We start from the raw sequence: 19,094 nt of genomic DNA, 5'->3' as shown, positions 1-19,094 counted from the left end.
TGTTCACTCCTTTTTTTATATCTGATTATATTTAACAGCAATAAATATCAGCGCTTTTGCTTAATATATTCAATAAGATCAGCCGCTAAACGTCGCAATACACCAGGTTCTGGTTGAGTATGAGAAAAAGTACGCAGGCCATAAATTCCCATCACTAAAAATTGTGCTAAGTGCTGGCTATCACACTGGTTACTAATTTCATTAGCCTGTTGTGCAAGTGCAAGTTGCTCAGCTAACGTCTGCTGCCATTGTTTCAACATATGACTAATAGTATCAGCCACTTCAATATCTTGTTGCGCAAGCTCACTCAATGCTTTTTGCAATAAACAATCTTTAATCTGCTCACGCTCACACTCATCAACGACTTGCTCAAGATACGTTTCAATCGCACTTATTACTGAGACCGATTGAGAAAACAAGGCAACAAACTGAGCATAACGTTGATCTCGGTAATGTTCTAACGCAGCTAATAGCAACCCTCGTTTATTGTTAAAAGCACAATAAATTGAACCGGGATGAAGCCCTGTTGCTTGTTTTAAATCTTGCATACTGGTATTGCTATAACCCTTGGCTATAAAAACATCCATTGCCGATCGTAATACTCGATCACGATCAAATTCAGCACTACGCATAATGACTCTCTTCTGCTTTACCTATTGTTAGTTTACTGAATATTGAACAATCATTCAAAAAACTCTTGAATGATCGTTCAAATAAGTCTAACTTGAACGGGCATTCAAATTAGAGGCAATAATCATGCTCGATACCCTATTTCATCCTTTTGTACTCAACGATACGCTTACGTTAAAAAACCGTATCATTATGGCGCCATTAACACGCTGCATGGCTGATGATGACTTAATCCCTACACAAGCGATGGTCGATTATTATGCACGCCGCGCCGATACTGGGCTTATTATCTCAGAAGCTATTTTAATTCGTGCTGATGGTCAGGGTTATCCACATACTCCTGGCTTATTTACACCAGAGCAAATTAATGGCTGGCGTAATGTTACGGATGCTGTTCATCACAATGGCGGTAAGATTTTTGCACAACTATGGCATACCGGTCGTGTAGCTCACCCATTCTTTTTTGGTGGCGAATATGTTCTCGCACCTTCAGCTATCGCACTTGAAGGCACTTTACCAAGAATGCGCGAGCTAACTTACACAACGCCTAAACCTGCAACTAAAGCTGAGCTTGAACAACTTGTTGCTGATTTTAGTCAAGCAGCAGCGAACGCTATCGATGCTGGTTTTGATGGCGTCGAAATTCATGGCGCAAATGGTTATTTGCTCGATCAATTTCTACACTTCAACACTAATGTTCGCGATGATGAATTTGGTGGTACGCCAGAGAATATGGCTCGTTTCCCACTGGCAGTGATTGATGCTATTAGTCAACGCATTGGTCGTGATCGCACAGGTTTACGTTTATCTCCTGGCGGTTACTTTAATCTTGAAGGTGACACACGCGATCGTGCGGTATTTGATTATTTATTACCTGAAGTTGAAAAACGTTGTTTAGCGTATCTGCATGTTGGTATTTTTGATGACAGCATGAACTTTGAATATCTTGATGGTAGCGTATCACATTACATGCGCACCCATTATCAAGGTACTTTAATTGGTGTCGGCTGCTATAGCCCACAAACAGGCAGCGATGCAATTGAAGCTGGCAAATTTGATTTACTCGCGATTGGGCGCCCATTAATCGCCAATCCAGATTATGTTAGCAAAGTACAAGCGAACCAAACATTGGTTCCATATAACGATACTATGCTTGCTCAATTAGTATAATTTTTATATTACGCCTTAATATCACATTATTAAGGCGTTTATTTCTCTGCTTATAATAATTTAGAGATAAATAACGAAAAATCATTGTTTGCATTTGTATCGATAGACAAAAGCCTAGTTTAGCTTTTATGATAACAATAGCTAAAATAATAATGATAGAAAATAATGACGAATATCCGACAGAAACAATCTAGCCCAAAGATACTATTAGCGAGTTTATTTATCGCAACAAGTGGCTACACCTCTCACGCATATGCAGATGAATCCACCTCATCTACTATCAACAACTCTCTAAATTACAGCAGTGATAATGCGTTACTTTTAGAGCAATATAAAGATAACTTTGTTCTACCTTTCTATTATACTCAATCTCCAAATTACAAAGAATATCAATCAGTTGTACCAGATGACGGTAAACTAAGTAAATATAATGTCAATTTTCAAATCAGTTTAAAATACCGCCTTCTTTCAGGTATTTTATATGATAATGACCAACTTTTCTTTGCCTATACCCAGCGCTCAAATTGGCAAGCCTATGCATCATCGGCTTTCTTTAGAGACACAGAGTATGAACCTTCTGTTTTTTGGACCTTCCCCACAGAGACGACATACAGCAACAATTTTCACTACGCGGGGAGTACATTAGGTTTAGTTCATCAGTCTAATGGCCGTGGTGGTGAGCAAGAACGCAGCTGGAACCGAGCTTTTATTGATATGACCTTCAAAAAAGATGCCCTAACATTAAGTATTAAACCTTGGGCACGACTCGATTTTGGAGCCAAAGACTATAACAAAGATATCACTAACTACCTTGGCTATGGCCGTGTCAGTATGAATTGGAATATTGATGGCAAGACAATGATCACCTTCACGGTACGAAATGCACTCGAAAGTGGCTTCTCTCGTGGCTATGAAAAGGTCACTCTGAATTTCCCTATCTATAAACGTCTACGCGGATACCTAATGTTTGAAAGTGGCTATGGCATTTCTATTTCAGACTATAACCATTATGACAATGCCGGTGGTATTGGCTTCTCATTTTAATTAGATGGTTAAACTTATTTTTTATCTCTAGCATATAAGTGCATATAAACAACACACATAATAAACTAGAGATAAAAATAATAACTATTCCTTAATTCGATATTAAAAATACTAAATAGCCTCAAAAAAACACTCGCCTTCTTAGCTTTAATATGAAAGTATTAATATTATATTTTTTCTTTAAATAATTATGTCTTTACTCATAGAATAATATATGTTTTAAATAACCTTACTGTAAAACGGGGGATTTCCCCTACCTATAAACATTACTATTAAAATAAATTATTGATAGAATGAACCTGTGAATATTAATCAATCAACGTACTTATCTGTACTAATTCACATGTTATCTTTATCTCCCTACCCTGCAGGCTTAAAATCGAAAGATGGTATTTTTGAATATGCCAATGATGCTTATCGAGATCTTGTTAATGCCCCGCCAGATATAAAAGGGTTAAAAGATAGTGACTTACCATGTGACACAGCTGCATTTGCCGACGTTTTTGTTGAGCAGGATAAATTATCATTAGCGCAAAATAAAACGATAGTAACCATAGATGTACATAACTACTCTTATGGTATAGATGCATATACGTTTACTAAACAACCCGTTATTATTAATGGTGAACCTTGGGGGATTCAATTTACAGCAAGCAAAGTAAAAGATTGGATAAATATGACCTCTTTTGCAGAGGTACTTGCTGCTGATAAATCAAATTTATCATTTAGTACAACTCGGCCATCAGAACCAAAATTAACACCATCACAAGAAATTGTTTTATTTTGGTTATTACGAGGTCGACAAACGAAACAAATAGCACAGCTAATTCATCGGACACCAAAAGCAGTCGAAAAACAAATCGCAAATTTAGTCACTAAATTTTCTTGCTATGGTATTTCAAGTCGATCAGGACTAATTGAATATGCTCGTGGCAATGGTTGGTTATCATTAATACCAGCCCAACTGTTTAGGACCTCAATGTCTATTATTATTAACAATGATGAACAAATGGATTAAGCTCACAAAAATCACGGTAACTTAGGCAAAGGATTGTTTAGTTACATTACTTTGCCTCTATAATCCCGCCAATTATCTTCCTTCTTATTATTGGCACACCATGCGTATAAAAATCAGTTTAATAGCAACGTTACTGTTTGCTTCCGGATGCAGTTCGTTCGTTACACAAGATCCTCTTCCTCAAGCTAGTTTAATTATTAAAAATGGTCAAATAATCACCATGAATGGCCAAAAACAGCTGATTAACAATGGGGTGGTTGTTATCAATAACGACACTATTATTGCTGTTGGCGATCAGACGTTATTATCCAAATATCAAGCAACACGCATTATTGATGCCCAAAATGGTATTGTGATGCCTGGGATGATAAATACCCATAACCATTTACCTATGATTGCTTTTCGAGGATTAGGTGAAGAAGGTATTGAAAACCGTTTATTTGCCTATTTCTTTCCTCTTGAAAGCGAAAAACTAAGCCGTGAACTGATTTATCAAGCTACCCGCCTTGGTGCAATTGATTTAGCACAAAGTGGTGTCACTACCTTTGCTGACATGTATTATCACGTAGATGAAATGGCTAAAGCGACCAAAGAAGTCGGTTTGCGTGCCGTCTTAGGCGAAACTGTCATTAAATTCCCAGTTGTTGATGCAAAGCAGCCATATGGTGGCCTTGAATACGCCCAGAAATTTATTAGCGACTATAAGAATGATCCTTTAATTACCCCCGCTTTTGCTCCTCATGCCGCCTATACCGTTTCAAAACAAAAACTACAGCAAATCAGTGCACTCTCTCAGCAATTAGACGTCCCTGTATTAATTCATGTCGGCGAGTTTGGTAATGAATCAGGTCGTATTAATGATAATCCAAAACAGTTAAGCCCTGTTGCTTGGCTTAAAGATATCGGAGTGCTTGATAAGCGCATGGTACTTGCACATGCTATTCATGTTGACCAAGCTGACATCGATTTAATCAAGCAATCAGGGGCAGGTGTAGCATATAACCCAATGGCAAACGCTAAGGGCGCTACAGGCATTGCACCTGCATGGGAAATGTATCAACAGCAATTGCCAATGGGTCTAGGTACAGATGGTCCTATGAGTTCTAATCAAGTTGATCTATGGCGTACACTGAGTTATGCAGCCAATATGCAACGCTTAAAGCATAATGATCGAACCATTATGATTCCCGAGCAAGTGATTGAACTTGCAACAATCGGTGGTGCTCGTGCATTGCATATGGATGATAAAATTGGCTCACTTGAAATTGGTAAAAAAGCTGATGTCATCATAGTTGAAACCCAATCGGCCAACATGATGCCCAATTATAACCCTTATGCAACCTTGGTATATCAAGCTAATCCAAGTAATGTCAGCACCACCATTGTTAATGGCAATATTGTAATGGAACAACGCCAAATGACACAGGTCGATACAGCTGATGTTACTCATCATATTCGTGCTATCGAAGCTGATATCGCTGAGTTTGCTAAAGAGCTGGCGAAAAAAGCCATTACCTCTCCAAGCCTGATGAAATAATCGCTAATCCTTGTTTAATCATATTTAGACCCCTTATAAACAGCAGCGATGCATATATAAGGGGTAATCTTATTCCCGTCACGGACTCAGCAATTTTTACTGCAAAAACAAATCAATTTTGTTCAAAATGAGAATAACCGCACCAAAACCAGTTAACTTTGGTTATGGTTTTTATCTTTCCGTAAATCAATACGGTATGATAGCAATCAATCAATGGTTAGCGGGTATTAAGACATGTATCATCAAACACTTAAAAAATATTTTGGCTTTGATTCTTTACGCCTCGGGCAAGAAGAAGTGATTACCCGTGTCCTCAATGGTCATTCTGCGGCCGCGATATTCCCAACAGGGTCTGGAAAGTCATTATGTTATCAATTACCCGCGATTGAATTACCTCACCTTACTTTGGTCATTTCACCACTATTAGCATTAATGAAAGATCAATTAGACTTTTTAGCCACTAAAGGTATTCCAGCCGCCTCAATTGATTCCAGCCAAACATGGCAACAGACACAGCAAGTAATGCAGCAAATTCGCCAAGGTGAAATCAAAGTATTAATGATTTCTGTCGAGCGTCTAAAAAACGAACGTTTTCGTCATTTTATTGGTCAAATCCAAATTTCATTATTAGTCGTTGATGAAGCACACTGTATTTCAGAATGGGGGCATAACTTCCGCCCAGATTATCTGAAACTGCCACATTACCAACAAGCTTTAAATGTACCGCAAGTATTACTACTCACAGCAACAGCAACTCCTGCAGTTATTCAAGATATGCAGGATAAATTTGCCATCGACAAAGATAATATTATTGTGACAGGCTTTTATCGCAGTAACCTTGATTTAACGGTATTAGCGGCTGATGAAGATGAGAAAATAGACACGCTAAAACACCAACTCTCACAAGGTAGTAATGAACCCGCGATTGTCTATGTGACCTTGCAGCACACCGCCGAACAAGTGGCTGATGCCCTCACTCGTAGTCACTTTCCTGCACAAGCCTATCATGCTGGTATGGATGCGGAGCGTCGGCATAGTATTCAACAACAATTTATGAATGGCGACATTAATTGCATCGTCGCAACCATTGCTTTTGGTATGGGGATCGATAAATCCAATATTCGCCAAGTCATTCATTTTGACTTACCCAAATCAATCGAGAATTATAGTCAAGAAATTGGCCGCGCCGGACGAGATGGCGAAGTTTCACAATGTACCGTCATTGCCAATAAGTCTGGACTCAATGTATTAGAGAATTTTGTATTTGGTGACACTCCAGACCGCAGTGCTATTGCTTATATTTTACGTGAAATACAAGCACAAGAGCAGCAATGGGAAATCATGAGTGGTCGCTTATCTAAAGACAGTAATATTCGGTTATTGCCACTAAAAACATTATTAGTCTATCTTGAAATTCGTCATATTATTGAACCAATGTTTACCTATTTTGCAGATTATCGCTACAAGATGAACATTTCACAGTATGACATTGCGCAACGTTTCCAAGGCGAACGTCGTCAATTTATTGAAACAATTTTTGCTTGCTCACCAAAAGCTCGAGTTTGGCATACTTTAGATATGGATGCGCTATGGCAGGGCTACCAAGTCGATAGAAAACGCGTTGTCGCTGCCATTGATTATTTACACGAACAAGGTTGGATCACCCTTGAAAGTAAACAAATGACTGATGTTTACCGTATTAATCAACATCATTTTGATATTGAAACAGAAACAGAAGCGTTATATCAATTATTTCAACAAAAAGAGCATAGCGAAATTAATCGTATCGAAAATATGATCGATTTTTTCGAAAGCGAAAGCTGTCTAAGTCATAAATTAGCAAGTTATTTTGCTGATCATCATGCACCACAACAATGTGGCCACTGCTCAGTCTGTCGTGGTAAAAAAATCACCTTACCAGCTTTACCAACACTACCTGAGATTAATGATCAACAAATTACAATATGGAGTGATGCCTTTATTCAACGTAATGATACCGCGCCATCAATGGCAGCTATCACTCGTTTTCTACATGGCATGAGCACCCCATTAAACAGCAAAATAAAAGCCAAACAACTTGAAGGATTTGGAGTTTTAGAAGCCTATCCTTTCCAACAAACTTTCGCCCATATTTGCCGCTTATACAATAGCAACTGTTGAATAAATAACCAGCAAGTACCCTTGTTTAACGCTTAAATAGCTAAAAACTGACTTTTCATATTAATCAATAGCGATCTGCCTCACATCGCTTTAAGATGCTTAGACTAACTAATAGGAAGTAAAGTTATGACTACAGAAAGAGAAGAATACCAACCATGTGATGCTTGTGGTGTTTCAGCTGAAATGGGTTTTATGATCAAAGAAAATGATGATATCGCCGATGTACATGTTTTTGCTAATGGTAAAGCAGCGCTAGAATTAGAGCTTGCAAACTACCTAACATTAGCAAAACAAGTTAATGCTAACATTAAAGTAGAAACAACACCTGTTGATGAAACAAGTACAGAATTAACAGCACGTATCCAGTTTGAATGTAGTGCTGAAAAGTTAATTTTCGAACTAAAAAGTCGCTCTCTAGCGAAATAAGTTATCAAAAAACATAAGCTATCACTTTGATAACAAATGAAGCCAGTAGACAGTTTTATTCAATGAATAAGATCTGAGACTGGCTTTATTATTAACTTATAGTATTACTTATTTTGAGATAAGGTCGATTTTTGTGTTTGTTGCAACACGACCCATTTTAAAGCACCATTTAGCTCAATATTCGATATCGGACGACATTCTAATTCAATATTTCTGGTACTGATAATCGCGCCTAATGAATAGGCTTTTCCTGCATATAGGCAATGACGTTGTGGTAAATTACTTAACTGCAATTCTGCAACCGGTTGAATTGTTACCATCTGTTCGGTGCCATATTGCTTTGCATCACTGATAGTCACAAAACCAATAGCACCTATCATCACCAGCAATCCATGCTTTAAAAAACGCATACACCATCCTTAAAGACCACAACACCATCAATCATTAGCACCTGCGAAAATATTAATAATCAATTACGCGTGGCAATAATTTTGCTTGTGAAATCCAATCTTCTACTGCTGAAAGTGGCGGTAATTGACGAACTAATGCTTTAGCCTCATTAACTTCAACTATTTTAGTATGCAAATTTTCAGCATTACGTTGTGCAAGTTCTGGTACCGTATCAACACCTGCTGATTCTAATAAATCAGCATATTGAGTACTTACCCCTTTAATTCGTGATAAATCTGCACGATTAAGCCATTTTAAAATAAGTTTACCGCTAATTTCTGTTTTTTCAGCCAACATTTTACGGCCACTTGGCTTTGCACCTTGCTCTAATAAATGTGCAACCGTGGTAACACCAATAGCTTCTAGCTTTGACGCGTAAGTTTCACCAATACCTTCAACACTAACGAGTTTTGTCATTACTTTCCCCTAGTCTTTTTTAGTTATACCTATTTGAAAAATATAGCCAATAAAAACCAGAACACCGCATGATTTACGAACAAAACACTCAATTAAATTCAAAGATAAACAATAAAACAAAAAAAATCTTTTAAATCATAATATTAAAAAAAAAATTAAAAAAAAGCCCAGAATAATCTGGGCTTCAAAAACAGTGACATGATTAAGAAAGAGGCAATACCTGCTTCACATAATCACCTGGTGCAATATATAGCGGAGCATAAGTTTCGCTACCCATTGCACGTGGCGGCACTTGCTCTGCAGGGCTAAATTCTGTTAGCCATACATTCCAATGCGTCCACCAAGAACCTTCCTGACGCTTTGCACCAGCTAACCAAACTTCAGCATTTTCTTCTTTACTGTCATTAACCCAGAAGCCATATTTGTTCTTCTGAGGATGGTTTACAATACCTGCAATATGGCCTGACTCGCCTAAGACAAATGTTGATTTCCCACCTAGTTGCTTAGCACCGCGGTAAGTACCTTGCCATAAAGCAATATGATCTTCTTGTGTAGAAATAAAGTATGTTGGTACTTTAATCTTACTCAAATCAATGTACACACCACCAACTTTATAGCCTTTACTGTCAACTAGCTTGTTTTCTAAGTAGAACTGACGTAGCAAGGTGTTATGACATTTAGCCGCAACATTAGTGCTATCACCATTCCAGTAAAGTAAATCAAAATCAATTGGACTATTACCTTTCAGATAATTATTAACGTAATAGTTCCAGTACAAACTATTTTCACGTAATAAACTGAAAGTCACGCTCAATGACCGTCCATCCATAAAACCATTTTCAATATTTTGAGCTTCAATTGCCGAAATAATTGGATCATTGATGTAAGCACCAATTTCACCAGGCTGAGAGAAGTCTAATAATGTGGTAAAGAATGTCGCTGACTTAATACGGTTACGCATACGTTTCGCAGCATAATATGCTAACGTCGTAGCTAATAGCGTACCACCAATACAATAGCCTACTGTATTGATTTGTTTTTGGCCGGTAATGTCTTCAACCGCATCAACCGCTTTAACAACACCATCTAAAACATAATTATCAAAATCAATGTCTTTTAATGATGCATCAGGATTACGCCATGACATCATAAATACTGTATGGCCTTGCTCTACTAGCCAACGTACCATTGAATTGTGCTCACGCAAATCCAGAATATAGTATTTATTAATAAATGGCGGCACAATCAAAAGCGGCGTTTTATTAACAGCTTCAGTCAGTGGTTTATACTGAATTAATTCAAATAATTCATTTTTAAAAACCACTTCACCTTCAGTGTTCGCAATGTTAAGACCAAGTTCAAATGCACCACTATTAGTCATTCGAATTTTTAGTACATCAGCACTGCTTTGCAAATCTTCTTGTAGCAACTCCATCCCTTTAATCAAGTTTTCACCGTTAGTTTCAACAGTCAATTTAGCTAACTCGGGGTTGGTTGTTACAAAATTAGTTGGTGACATCGCATTGATAGCTTGACGTGAAAAAAAGCCTAAACGTTCTTTAGCTTTTTCATCCACCCCTTCGATTGAATCAATTGTGTCACGCATTGTGTTACTGAATAGCAAATATGATTGCTTAATATAATTATAAAAAGCTTCATTTTCCCACGCAGGATCACTAAAACGTTTGTCATCTTTTGCTGGCTTAATAAAGGCGCTTTCTGCTGTCGTATTACCGATTGCAACATTCTGCCAAATCTTTACTTGATTTTCCCACCAATCCATTTGGACTTTAGCTAAAGCGCCAGGCTGAGCAGCCGCTTTCTCTAAAAATTCAGTGGCATCTTCCAAGTTAATATCATTAAGCGCTTTAGTTACTGGGGTATTCATGGCTGCCTTGCCGGAGTCTAACTCCTTCCACCATAACTGGTTCATATCTTGGAGCTTGGCAAAGTAGTCCGAAAAGAAGTGATTGTTCATAACAAAAACCCTGTACTTGGACTAAGTAATCAGCCATATAATCATCTTATATGGCTGATTGATATAAGTATTAGATAATCACACTGCACACTAAAATGTAGTGCAATCTACCGTAACTTAAATAGCAGGTGTTGCTTGCTTAACGTTATCAGCAACAAGCTCTTCAACTTCAGTTTTGAAGCTTTGTGCTACAGAAGAAAACTTATTGCTATCTTCTAGAAGCTGTTGAGAAAGCTTAGTTAATGTTTCAAGTTGTTGACCATTAAATGCTGTTAGTGACTGAATATCTTTCACTTCGCTTACTGCTTTAAGTTGCTTTAAGCCAAGATCACTGTAAGCGCGAACAGCTGACAATTGAAGCTCAGTTAGTTGCTCAACATTTTTAGCGAATACTTTGTTGAATTTTGCGTATGGTGCTAGTGTTTTTTCTGTTTGCTCAGAAAAAGATTTAAACATTTCCGTATACATAGAACATTCCTCATTGATAGTAATAAAGTGTAATAACATTGTCCGTATTACACTGATTGTATTAGTTTATTTACTTACACACGTTTTAAAATAACAGCTGTACCCATACCGCCACCAACACATAATGTTGCCATGCCATATTTGTCATCACGACGGCACATTTCATGCAGCAAGCTAACAAGAATACGGCTACCAGATGCACCTAGAGGGTGACCCAGTGCAATTGCACCACCATTTACGTTCGCACGTTCAACTAAATCTTCCACTTTAGTTCCGGTTGCTTTAGCTACTTCATGGAAGACACCTAATGCTTGACCAGCAAAAGCTTCATTAAATTCAAGAAGATTAATATCTTCAATTGAAAGATTTGCTTTTTCTAATGCTTTAAGTACCGCAGGAACAGGACCTAAACCCATGATCTCTGGGGCAACACCCGCTTGCGCGTAGCTTTCAACTTCTGCTAACGGTGTCAAATTGTATTTAGCAACAGCTGCTTCAGAAGCAACAATAATTGCACTTGCGCCGTCATTAATACCTGAAGCATTGCCCGCAGTAACAGAACCGTCACGATTAAAAGCAGGGCGTAACTTAGCAAGCTCTTCAATAGATGCATTTGCTTTCGGATATTCGTCTGTATCAACAACAACTGTTTCGCGACGAGTAACAACTTCTACAGGGCAAATTTCAGCAACGAAGCGTCCTTGTTCAATTGCAGCAACTGCTTTTTGCTGACTAGCAAGTGCAAAATTATCTTGCTGCTCACGTGTCAAACCTACTTTAGCTACCACGTTTTCAGCTGTTACACCCATATGGTAGTTATTGAAAACATCAGTTAAACCGTCAGCAACTAAAAGGTCCGTTAATTCAAGGTTACCCATCTTCTGACCATCACGGATCTTTGATGATGCACAAAATGGAATTTGTGACATATTTTCAGCACCAGCAGCAACGATAAGATCTGCATCACCCGCTTTAATATGAGCAGCAGCATCCATTAATGCTTTCATGCCACTACCACAAACCATGTTTAGTGAATAAGCCGGAACCTCATTTGGAAGGCCAGCATAAATAGCAGCTTGACGTCCTGGTCCCATGCCTTGACCAGCACCAACCACATTTCCTAAAATAACTTCATCAATCGCATCAACGGGTACGTTGATTTGCGCTAATGCACCTTTAATTGCAACCGCACCAAGCTGTGCTGCAGAAACTGATTTTAACGCACCATTAAAACTACCGATTGGGGTACGTTTTGCGGCAACAATGTATACCTTAGCCATATTTTGAATCCTTTCTATATGTAATTTATTATTATGTTTTTATTATAAAGGTGCACAATTAGTGCATGTATAAGCCGCCATTTACTGATAGTGTTTCACCAGTAATATATGCCGCAGCATCACTTGCTAAAAAGACAACTGCTGCCGCAACTTCTTGAGGTTGCGCTAAGCGTTTCATCGGAATTTCTGCTTTAATTGACTCTAAAACTTCAGGCTTAATTGCTTCAACCATTGCTGTACCGGTATAACCAGGGGCAATTGCGTTCACAGTAACACCTGAACGTGCACCCTCAGCAGCTAACGCTTTAGTAAAACCAATCATGCCTGCTTTCGCTGCAGAGTAATTCGTTTGTCCAAATTGTCCTTTAAGACCATTAACAGAAGTAATGTTAATAATGCGTGCATTACCACGTTGGCACATTGAATCAAATAAAGGTTGAGTAACATTGAATAGACTGTTGAGATTCGTATTAATCACATCATTCCACTGCTCTGCGGTCATACGTTTGAACGTAGTGTCCTTAGTAATACCAGCGTTATTGACCAAAACATCAATATGACCTTCTTGCTCTAATAATGCTGTTAACGACTCTTTACAAAATGCAGTGTCTACGACATCTAGTGGCAACAATTTCACAGATTCAGCTGAGTAATTATTTTCCTTAAACCACTCTTGAGCTGCTTGCTCACTATTAGGACTATAAGTGGCTACAACACGAAAGCCAGCGTCAACTAAAGCCTGAGTAATTGAAGAACCGATACCACCTTTAGCGCCAGTCACTAATGCTACTTTTTTCATTTCCAAGGCTCCTTCCTTTTGATCTTGCCGTATTTATTTAAATAAATTATCAATTTAGTATTTTGCTATGCGTTTGTTACATTTAGTAAGTAGTTACTCAATATAACACATGTTAATTACAAACACATTGCATATGCCGAACATAACAACACAGATGCATATTTATGGCAAGCAAAGGAATTAACATTTTTAAAACTATTAATCATCGTTATTAATAATAAAATCAATAAAATAGAAATGAGAACAATAAATTAACATAAGATTTTATTGTAATAACCATAAAAAATAACAATAAGACCTTTAATAACAATAAATTACTCTCAATAGATGACGGCTACTCAAACAGCAATTGTTGCTTATTTGTTGCAAGATAAATACAGGAGATAACAAGATTAGAAGAAAGTGGTCGGATGACGGCTAAAAATAAAAACTATCACCTCATCTTGAAAATGTTGCAAAAACGTCACTAAATTATAAATTATGGCCAACAGATTGAATCTCAAAATATCGCCCAAACATTAGTAGTTAGACTATTTCAAATATCGAAACATAAATTTCATACTCACATTTGCTCTCTTTGGATAATTAAGTGTGAACTTAATCAAATTTTAGTAGTCCGAAAAAAAACTGTTTCATCTTCAGTATTTTGAATATCAAAGGAAATATCCGTATGTTAGCGAGTACATTTCAACGTCTAAATGATTACCTTCAAAGTCAGGTTATTGGCCAGCCGAATTTAGTAAAACAGCTCTTAATTGCTTTACTTGCTGATGGTCATATTCTTGTTGAGGGTCCTCCTGGATTAGCAAAGACTCGTGCTGTAAAAGTGCTGGCTGATTGTATTGAAGGGGATTTTCATCGAATTCAATTTACGCCCGATCTGTTACCATCAGATTTAACCGGTACTGATATTTTCCGTCCAGAAACAGCTGAATTTACATTTCAACCAGGACCGATCTTCAATTCATTAGTCCTTGCCGATGAAATTAACCGTGCGCCAGCAAAAGTACAGGCAGCAATGTTAGAAGCAATGGCTGAAAAACAAATAACCGCGGGTCGAAACACCTACCCTTTGCCTGAATTATTTTTAGTGATGGCAACTCAAAACCCCATTGAACAAGAAGGTACTTATCCATTACCTGAAGCTCAGTTAGATCGCTTTTTACTACAACTAAATGTTGATTATCCGAATGCTGAAAGTGAACTTGAAATTCTGCGCCTTAATCGCGGCGAAGCACTGGGTGTAGAAAAAGCAGAGCAAATTCGTATTAGTCAAAATGATATTTTTGCGGCACGAAAAGAAATATTAAACATTCATATGGCTGATGATGTTGAGCATTATATTATCCGTTTAGTGATGGCAACCCGAGAACCACACCGCTTTGGTGAACAGTTGCAATCATGGTTACAAATGGGTGTCAGTCCACGTGCAACCTTAGCGCTTGATCGTTGCGCTCGCGCCCATGCTTGGCTAAGTGGACGTGATTTTGTAACCCCTGAAGATGTTCAAATTATGGCTTATCCAGTGCTACGTCACCGTTTACTATTAAGCTATGAAGCGCAAGCTGAAGGGATTGCTGCAGATCGAGTTATTGACACTCTCATTTCACAGGTTGCCAGCTTATGAAGCCAACACACATCAACGTAGCGCTGCCACCCCATAGCGATGGCGTCAATGTGTGTCTAGCAGAGCTACTGCAATACAAAAATCAGGCAGTAAGATGGTTAGCTCCGGCAAAAAGCATCTGGTCACAGCTTAATGGACACCATCAAAGCCGCCATAAAGGTCGTGGCATGAATTTTTCTGAAGTGCGCCCTTATCAAGCGGGGGATGATATTCGCTCCATTGATTGGCGGGTTACTGCACGTACAGGTAAAACACATACCAAGCTGTTCACCGAAGAACGTGAACAACCGATCATGTTATTTATCGATCTCAGCGCCAGCATGCAATTTGGCTCTCAGCTAATGCTTAAATCAGTACAAGCTGCACATTTTGCCAGTTTATTAAGTTGGTTAGCTATCGACGAACAAGATCGTGTTGGTGCGGTTATTTATAACGGCATTAATACTATTGAATGTAAACCTACAGCACGCCAGCGGGGACCATTACATATTATTAATGCCTTAATTTCAGCTCAACAAAATGCCTTACAAGCAATAGATAATGTTAATAGTGAAGGCTTCTCAACGGCGCTAAAACGATTACATTATCTATGTCCAAAAGGCAGTGAAATTATTGTTATCAGTGATTTTTATCATTTAAGAACCACGGATAAACGTCGTCTAAGCCAACTTCGTCAACATAATCGAATTCAATTTGTCCAAATTTCTGATCCACTAGAACAAGGACAAACACAATTTCGCGGCTATGAACATGTGACAGATAGCCACCAAACAGCGTGGCTTGATTTTTCGGCAAAAAAAACACGTGATTCATTAAGCCAACAATATCAAACACATCAGAATTTTATTAGTGAAATGGCAACCTCACTCGCTATACCATTGCACACCCTCTCAGCAGCGCAATCATTATTGCAGCAGCTTGGGGCGCACTCTCAAGGGATAAGGTAATGACTCAACCTACAGCACCAGCATTACCCCTCGCGGATATTCATCTTCACACAGCACCGAGCTATTGGCCGCTTGCGTGGGGATGGTGGGTAGTGATTATCGTTAGCCTTATTGTAATTTTCATTGCCGGGTATCAACTCCGCCAACGTAATCAGCACTTAGCAGCAAAGCAAGAAGCGATAACGTTATTAAAAACCTTTCAACCAGAAGGAGGGTTAACCGCGATGAATACCTTATTGAAGCAAGCAGCATTGAGCTATTTTCCGCGCGCAACGGTTGCTCCTTTAACTGGTGTGCAATGGCTAACGTTTCTTGATCTGCATTTACCCACTAAACACCGTGGTTTTGTTGATCAACAGCAATTATGGCAACAAGGACTTTTCTCCTCAACGCCATTAACAGCACAGCAATTTAGTGATTGTCAGCAACAAGCATTGTTGTGGCTACAGCATGCTCTACCAGCAAAAGCCAAGAGCAATGAAAGTAATGCTAGTGTGATCACCAAGGAGTCATCCAATGTTTGAGTTTGTGTGGCTATGGGCCTGGGCTTTATTGCCATTAGCGTGGCTAGTTTATCGATTCAGTAAACCTGTCGCGCAACCTGCTGCAATCCATCTGCCGCAATTACCGCAAGGTGTAGGGAAACAACAACCGAGTTCGATTATTCGAAAAGTACTAATGACATTAGTATGGGTAAGCTTGGTATGTGCTGTTGCACGCCCAGTATGGTATGGCGATCCGATTGAAATAAAACCAGAGCACCGTGACATGTTATTAGCTGTTGATCTGTCTGGATCCATGGCGATCCCAGATATGGTTACTAAAGATGGTCAAAGTATTGATCGTCTTACGGCAGTAAAACATGTGTTATCTGATTTTATTGCTAAACGCAAAGGCGATCGATTAGGGCTAGTGGTTTTTGCAGATCATGGTTATTTACAAACACCATTAACCTTTGATCGCAAAACTGTTGAGCAACAACTTAATCGTACTGTACTTGGTTTAATTGGCCAAAGTACTGCTATTGGTGAAGGGCTTGGTGTTGCAACCAAAACCTTTATTGATAGTAAAGCACCACAGCGCGTGATTATTTTACTCAGTGATGGTGGTAACACTTCAGGGGTTATTGGCCCTATTGAAGCGGCAAAACTGGCCGAAGAAAGTGGTGTTAAGATTTATACCGTTGGTATTGGTGCTGATAAAATGATTCAAAAAGGCTTCTTCGGTGATCGAGTGGTTAATCCCTCTTCAGATCTTGATGAAAAGACGTTAAGCAAAATAGCATCAATGACAGGTGGTGAATATTTCCGTGCTCGAAATCCACAGCAACTTGCAAAAATTTACGATGTTATTAATAAACTTCAACCAGTGAACAATGCTCAACAAACTTGGCGTCCACGTGATGAGCTATTCCGTTACCCACTAGCATTTGCATTGCTCCTATCTGTTGTTATCGCTTTCATGAGGAAACGTCATGGCTGATTTTACCTTTATGCACCCACTGTGGTTTGCAGCGTTAATTCCCTTGATCATTGTTCTGCCATGGTTAAAAGGCAAAGCACAGCATTCTGGCTTAATTGCGCCTCACCTCGCAGAAAAACTAGGCCTGACTCAACAACAACCCAAAAAATGGCCAATAGGTTTATTAGCATTAGGATGGCTCATTGCAGTTATTGCAATGGCAGGTCCTAGCTGGCAAAAAGTCAAACTACCAGCCTATAACCTCAGTGGGGCGCGCGTATTAGTCATGAATATGTCGCAATCAATGTACGCGACTGACATAAAACCTAATCGTTTAACTCAAGAAAGATTTAAAGCATTAGATATGTTACCTGGCTGGAAAGAAGGTAGCACTGGGCTGGTTGCTTTCGCAGGAGATGGCTACGAAGTAAGCCCATTAACGACAGATAGCAGCACATTACGCAATTTAATTCCAAGTCTGTCACCTGAAGTAATGCCTATTGCGGGTAATAATGCCGCTAAAGGGATTGCAGAAGCAATACGATTACTCAAGCAAGCTGGTCACAATACCGGTGACATTATATTGATGACTGACGGTATGACCAAAACGGTTGCTCAACAAGCATTAGCAGAACTCAAGGGAACGCATTATCGAGTCTCTATTCTTGCAATGGGAACCGTTGAAGGCGCACCGATTCAGCTTCCTAGCGGCAATTTATTACTAGAAAATGGCGCGCCAGTAATGAGTAAAATTGATATTGGTACTTTAATGTCAATTACTGATAGTACCGGTGGCATATTACAGATGGCACAAGCGACCGATAATGATGTTAATGCGATTGTAAACTTCACAGCCAAGCCATTAGCGAGTGGTAAAAAAGGCCACGAAAAAGAACTACAAGAACGTTTAAATGGCGGCTTCTGGTTACTTCTTCCATTGTTATTATTAGCTCTACTCGGCTTTCGTCGTGGCATTGTTTTAGCGGCAATGTTTGTTTTATTGCCTATCGATCATGCACAAGCAAGTCCATGGACAAATACTAACCGTCAAGCCTATGAGATCTTTACTGATGGCCACTATAAACAAGCCGCACAAGATTTCACGTCACCGCAATGGAAAGGCATTGCTGAATATAAAGCTAAGCAATATGACCAGGCGATAGAAACACTTAAACCGTTGCAAGATCCAACCTCACAATACAATTTAGGTAATGCCTACGCACAAAAAGGTGACTATAAACAAGCAGCTGCAACTTATGAGAAAGTTTTACAACAGCAGCCTGATTTTTCTGATGCTAAAAAGAACTTGGCTATTGTTGAGCAAGCTGAAAAGCAACGTCAACAACAGGAAGAACAAAAGAAACAAACTAATAAAGACCAACAAGGTAATAAAGACCAACAGCAACAACAAGGTCAGCAAGGCAATAAAGACCAGCAGCAACAACAAGGTCAGCAAGGCAATAAAGACCAGCAGCAACAACAAGGTCAGCAAGGCAATAAAGACCAGCAGCAACAACAGGGTCAGCAAGGCAATAAAGACCAGCAGCAACAACAAGGTCAGCAAGGCAATAAAGACCAGCAGCAACAACAAGGTCAGCAAGGCAATAAAGACCAGCAGCAACAACAAGGTCAGCAAGGCAATAAAGACCAGCAGCAACAACAAGGTCAGCAAGGCAATAAAG

At 38.9% G+C, this 19,094-nt stretch carries 18 protein-coding genes; 11 read left to right on the top strand and 7 right to left on the bottom strand.

The window, feature by feature from the left end:
- Positions 1 to 47: 47 nt before the first annotated feature.
- Entirely contained in the window at positions 48 to 632 is a 585-nt protein-coding gene (locus C0W29_RS07330; protein ID WP_045042429.1) for a TetR/AcrR family transcriptional regulator, read from the bottom strand.
- A 124-nt stretch (positions 633 to 756) separates the two neighbouring features.
- Between C0W29_RS07330 and C0W29_RS07325 the strand changes: the two genes are divergently transcribed.
- The 6 genes from C0W29_RS07325 to C0W29_RS07300 all read left to right on the top strand — a co-directional run bounded on the left by C0W29_RS07325 (position 757) and on the right by C0W29_RS07300 (position 7,985).
- Positions 757 to 1,800, top strand: coding sequence for an alkene reductase (locus C0W29_RS07325; protein WP_045042428.1), 1,044 nt, complete (start codon positions 757 to 759; stop codon positions 1,798 to 1,800).
- Between the two features lie 165 nt (positions 1,801 to 1,965).
- A complete protein-coding gene (locus C0W29_RS07320) occupies positions 1,966 to 2,844 on the top strand; it encodes a phospholipase A (RefSeq protein ID WP_045042427.1) in 879 nt (292 codons plus the stop codon).
- A gap of 301 nt (positions 2,845 to 3,145) precedes the next feature.
- Positions 3,146 to 3,862, top strand: coding sequence for a PAS and helix-turn-helix domain-containing protein (locus C0W29_RS07315; protein ID WP_230850397.1), 717 nt, complete (start codon positions 3,146 to 3,148; stop codon positions 3,860 to 3,862).
- Between the two features lie 100 nt (positions 3,863 to 3,962).
- On the top strand, positions 3,963 to 5,399 hold the full coding sequence (locus tag C0W29_RS07310; protein ID WP_045045174.1) for an amidohydrolase: 1,437 nt from the start codon (positions 3,963 to 3,965) through the stop codon (positions 5,397 to 5,399).
- Between the two features lie 234 nt (positions 5,400 to 5,633).
- On the top strand, positions 5,634 to 7,559 hold the full coding sequence (locus tag C0W29_RS07305; protein ID WP_045042425.1) for a RecQ family ATP-dependent DNA helicase: 1,926 nt from the start codon (positions 5,634 to 5,636) through the stop codon (positions 7,557 to 7,559).
- A gap of 126 nt (positions 7,560 to 7,685) precedes the next feature.
- Positions 7,686 to 7,985, top strand: a complete 300-nt coding sequence (locus C0W29_RS07300; RefSeq protein ID WP_036791199.1) for a DUF406 family protein — start codon at positions 7,686 to 7,688, stop codon at positions 7,983 to 7,985.
- Between the two features lie 104 nt (positions 7,986 to 8,089).
- On the opposite strand, the gene C0W29_RS07295 is transcribed toward C0W29_RS07300, so the two are convergent.
- From C0W29_RS07295 to C0W29_RS07270, 6 genes are all read right to left on the bottom strand, one after another.
- A complete protein-coding gene (locus tag C0W29_RS07295; RefSeq protein ID WP_052671661.1) occupies positions 8,090 to 8,395 on the bottom strand; it encodes a DUF1496 domain-containing protein in 306 nt (101 codons plus the stop codon).
- A gap of 52 nt (positions 8,396 to 8,447) precedes the next feature.
- Positions 8,448 to 8,852 carry a DUF4332 domain-containing protein gene (locus C0W29_RS07290; protein WP_045042424.1) on the bottom strand — a complete coding sequence of 135 codons (405 nt, stop codon included), beginning with the start codon at positions 8,850 to 8,852 and terminating at the stop codon, positions 8,448 to 8,450.
- A 202-nt stretch (positions 8,853 to 9,054) separates the two neighbouring features.
- A complete protein-coding gene (locus tag C0W29_RS07285) occupies positions 9,055 to 10,830 on the bottom strand; it encodes a class I poly(R)-hydroxyalkanoic acid synthase (RefSeq protein ID WP_045045175.1) in 1,776 nt (591 codons plus the stop codon).
- Between the two features lie 117 nt (positions 10,831 to 10,947).
- Positions 10,948 to 11,298 carry a phasin family protein gene (locus C0W29_RS07280; protein ID WP_045042422.1) on the bottom strand — a complete coding sequence of 117 codons (351 nt, stop codon included), beginning with the start codon at positions 11,296 to 11,298 and terminating at the stop codon, positions 10,948 to 10,950.
- Positions 11,299 to 11,372: 74 nt separating this feature from the next.
- Positions 11,373 to 12,578: an acetyl-CoA C-acetyltransferase gene (locus C0W29_RS07275; protein WP_045042421.1), complete on the bottom strand. Its 1,206-nt coding sequence runs from the start codon at positions 12,576 to 12,578 to the stop codon at positions 11,373 to 11,375.
- A 58-nt stretch (positions 12,579 to 12,636) separates the two neighbouring features.
- Complete coding sequence (locus tag C0W29_RS07270) at positions 12,637 to 13,377, bottom strand: SDR family oxidoreductase (RefSeq protein ID WP_036791217.1); 741 nt, start codon at positions 13,375 to 13,377, stop codon at positions 12,637 to 12,639.
- A gap of 670 nt (positions 13,378 to 14,047) precedes the next feature.
- Here C0W29_RS07270 and C0W29_RS07265 point away from each other — a divergent pair.
- From C0W29_RS07265 to C0W29_RS07245, 5 genes are all read left to right on the top strand, one after another.
- The gene (locus tag C0W29_RS07265; RefSeq protein WP_036791220.1) at positions 14,048 to 15,004 is read left to right on the top strand and encodes an AAA family ATPase; all 957 of its coding nucleotides are present in this window, start codon (positions 14,048 to 14,050) and stop codon (positions 15,002 to 15,004) included.
- Positions 15,001 to 15,951, top strand: a complete 951-nt coding sequence (locus C0W29_RS07260; protein ID WP_045042420.1) for a DUF58 domain-containing protein — start codon at positions 15,001 to 15,003, stop codon at positions 15,949 to 15,951. Before C0W29_RS07265 ends, C0W29_RS07260 begins: the two co-directional genes overlap by 4 nt.
- Entirely contained in the window at positions 15,951 to 16,475 is a 525-nt protein-coding gene (locus tag C0W29_RS07255) for a DUF4381 domain-containing protein (RefSeq protein WP_045042419.1), read from the top strand. The genes C0W29_RS07260 and C0W29_RS07255 overlap by 1 nt, the downstream gene beginning before the upstream one ends.
- Positions 16,468 to 17,433: a vWA domain-containing protein gene (locus tag C0W29_RS07250; RefSeq protein ID WP_036791231.1), complete on the top strand. Its 966-nt coding sequence runs from the start codon at positions 16,468 to 16,470 to the stop codon at positions 17,431 to 17,433. The genes C0W29_RS07255 and C0W29_RS07250 overlap by 8 nt, the downstream gene beginning before the upstream one ends.
- A partial coding sequence (locus C0W29_RS07245) for a VWA domain-containing protein (RefSeq protein ID WP_107277782.1) occupies positions 17,426 to 19,094 on the top strand: 1,669 nt, incomplete at its 3' end. The genes C0W29_RS07250 and C0W29_RS07245, both read left to right, overlap by 8 nt.

Source organism: Photobacterium kishitanii (assembly GCF_003026355.1).
Classification (GTDB): Bacteria; Pseudomonadota; Gammaproteobacteria; order Enterobacterales; family Vibrionaceae; genus Photobacterium; species Photobacterium kishitanii.
This window is presented reverse-complemented; position numbering and strand designations above follow the sequence as displayed.

Bases quoted from the DNA above. Each gene is read 5' to 3' on its own strand.
- C0W29_RS07280 (WP_045042422.1), bottom strand. From the start codon at position 11,298: ATGTATACGGAAATGTTTAAATCTTTTTCTGAGCAAACAGAAAAAACA.
- C0W29_RS07330 (WP_045042429.1), bottom strand. From the start codon at position 632: ATGCGTAGTGCTGAATTTGATCGTGATCGAGTATTACGATCGGCAATG.
- C0W29_RS07270 (WP_036791217.1), bottom strand. From the start codon at position 13,377: ATGAAAAAAGTAGCATTAGTGACTGGCGCTAAAGGTGGTATCGGTTCT.
- C0W29_RS07310 (WP_045045174.1), top strand. From the start codon at position 3,963: ATGCGTATAAAAATCAGTTTAATAGCAACGTTACTGTTTGCTTCCGGA.
- C0W29_RS07320 (WP_045042427.1), top strand. From the start codon at position 1,966: ATGACGAATATCCGACAGAAACAATCTAGCCCAAAGATACTATTAGCG.
- C0W29_RS07265 (WP_036791220.1), top strand. From the start codon at position 14,048: ATGTTAGCGAGTACATTTCAACGTCTAAATGATTACCTTCAAAGTCAG.
- C0W29_RS07255 (WP_045042419.1), top strand. From the start codon at position 15,951: ATGACTCAACCTACAGCACCAGCATTACCCCTCGCGGATATTCATCTT.
- C0W29_RS07285 (WP_045045175.1), bottom strand. From the start codon at position 10,830: ATGAACAATCACTTCTTTTCGGACTACTTTGCCAAGCTCCAAGATATG.
- C0W29_RS07250 (WP_036791231.1), top strand. From the start codon at position 16,468: ATGTTTGAGTTTGTGTGGCTATGGGCCTGGGCTTTATTGCCATTAGCG.
- C0W29_RS07260 (WP_045042420.1), top strand. From the start codon at position 15,001: ATGAAGCCAACACACATCAACGTAGCGCTGCCACCCCATAGCGATGGC.
- C0W29_RS07275 (WP_045042421.1), bottom strand. From the start codon at position 12,578: ATGGCTAAGGTATACATTGTTGCCGCAAAACGTACCCCAATCGGTAGT.
- C0W29_RS07325 (WP_045042428.1), top strand. From the start codon at position 757: ATGCTCGATACCCTATTTCATCCTTTTGTACTCAACGATACGCTTACG.
- C0W29_RS07295 (WP_052671661.1), bottom strand. From the start codon at position 8,395: ATGCGTTTTTTAAAGCATGGATTGCTGGTGATGATAGGTGCTATTGGT.
- C0W29_RS07300 (WP_036791199.1), top strand. From the start codon at position 7,686: ATGACTACAGAAAGAGAAGAATACCAACCATGTGATGCTTGTGGTGTT.
- C0W29_RS07305 (WP_045042425.1), top strand. From the start codon at position 5,634: ATGTATCATCAAACACTTAAAAAATATTTTGGCTTTGATTCTTTACGC.
- C0W29_RS07290 (WP_045042424.1), bottom strand. From the start codon at position 8,852: ATGACAAAACTCGTTAGTGTTGAAGGTATTGGTGAAACTTACGCGTCA.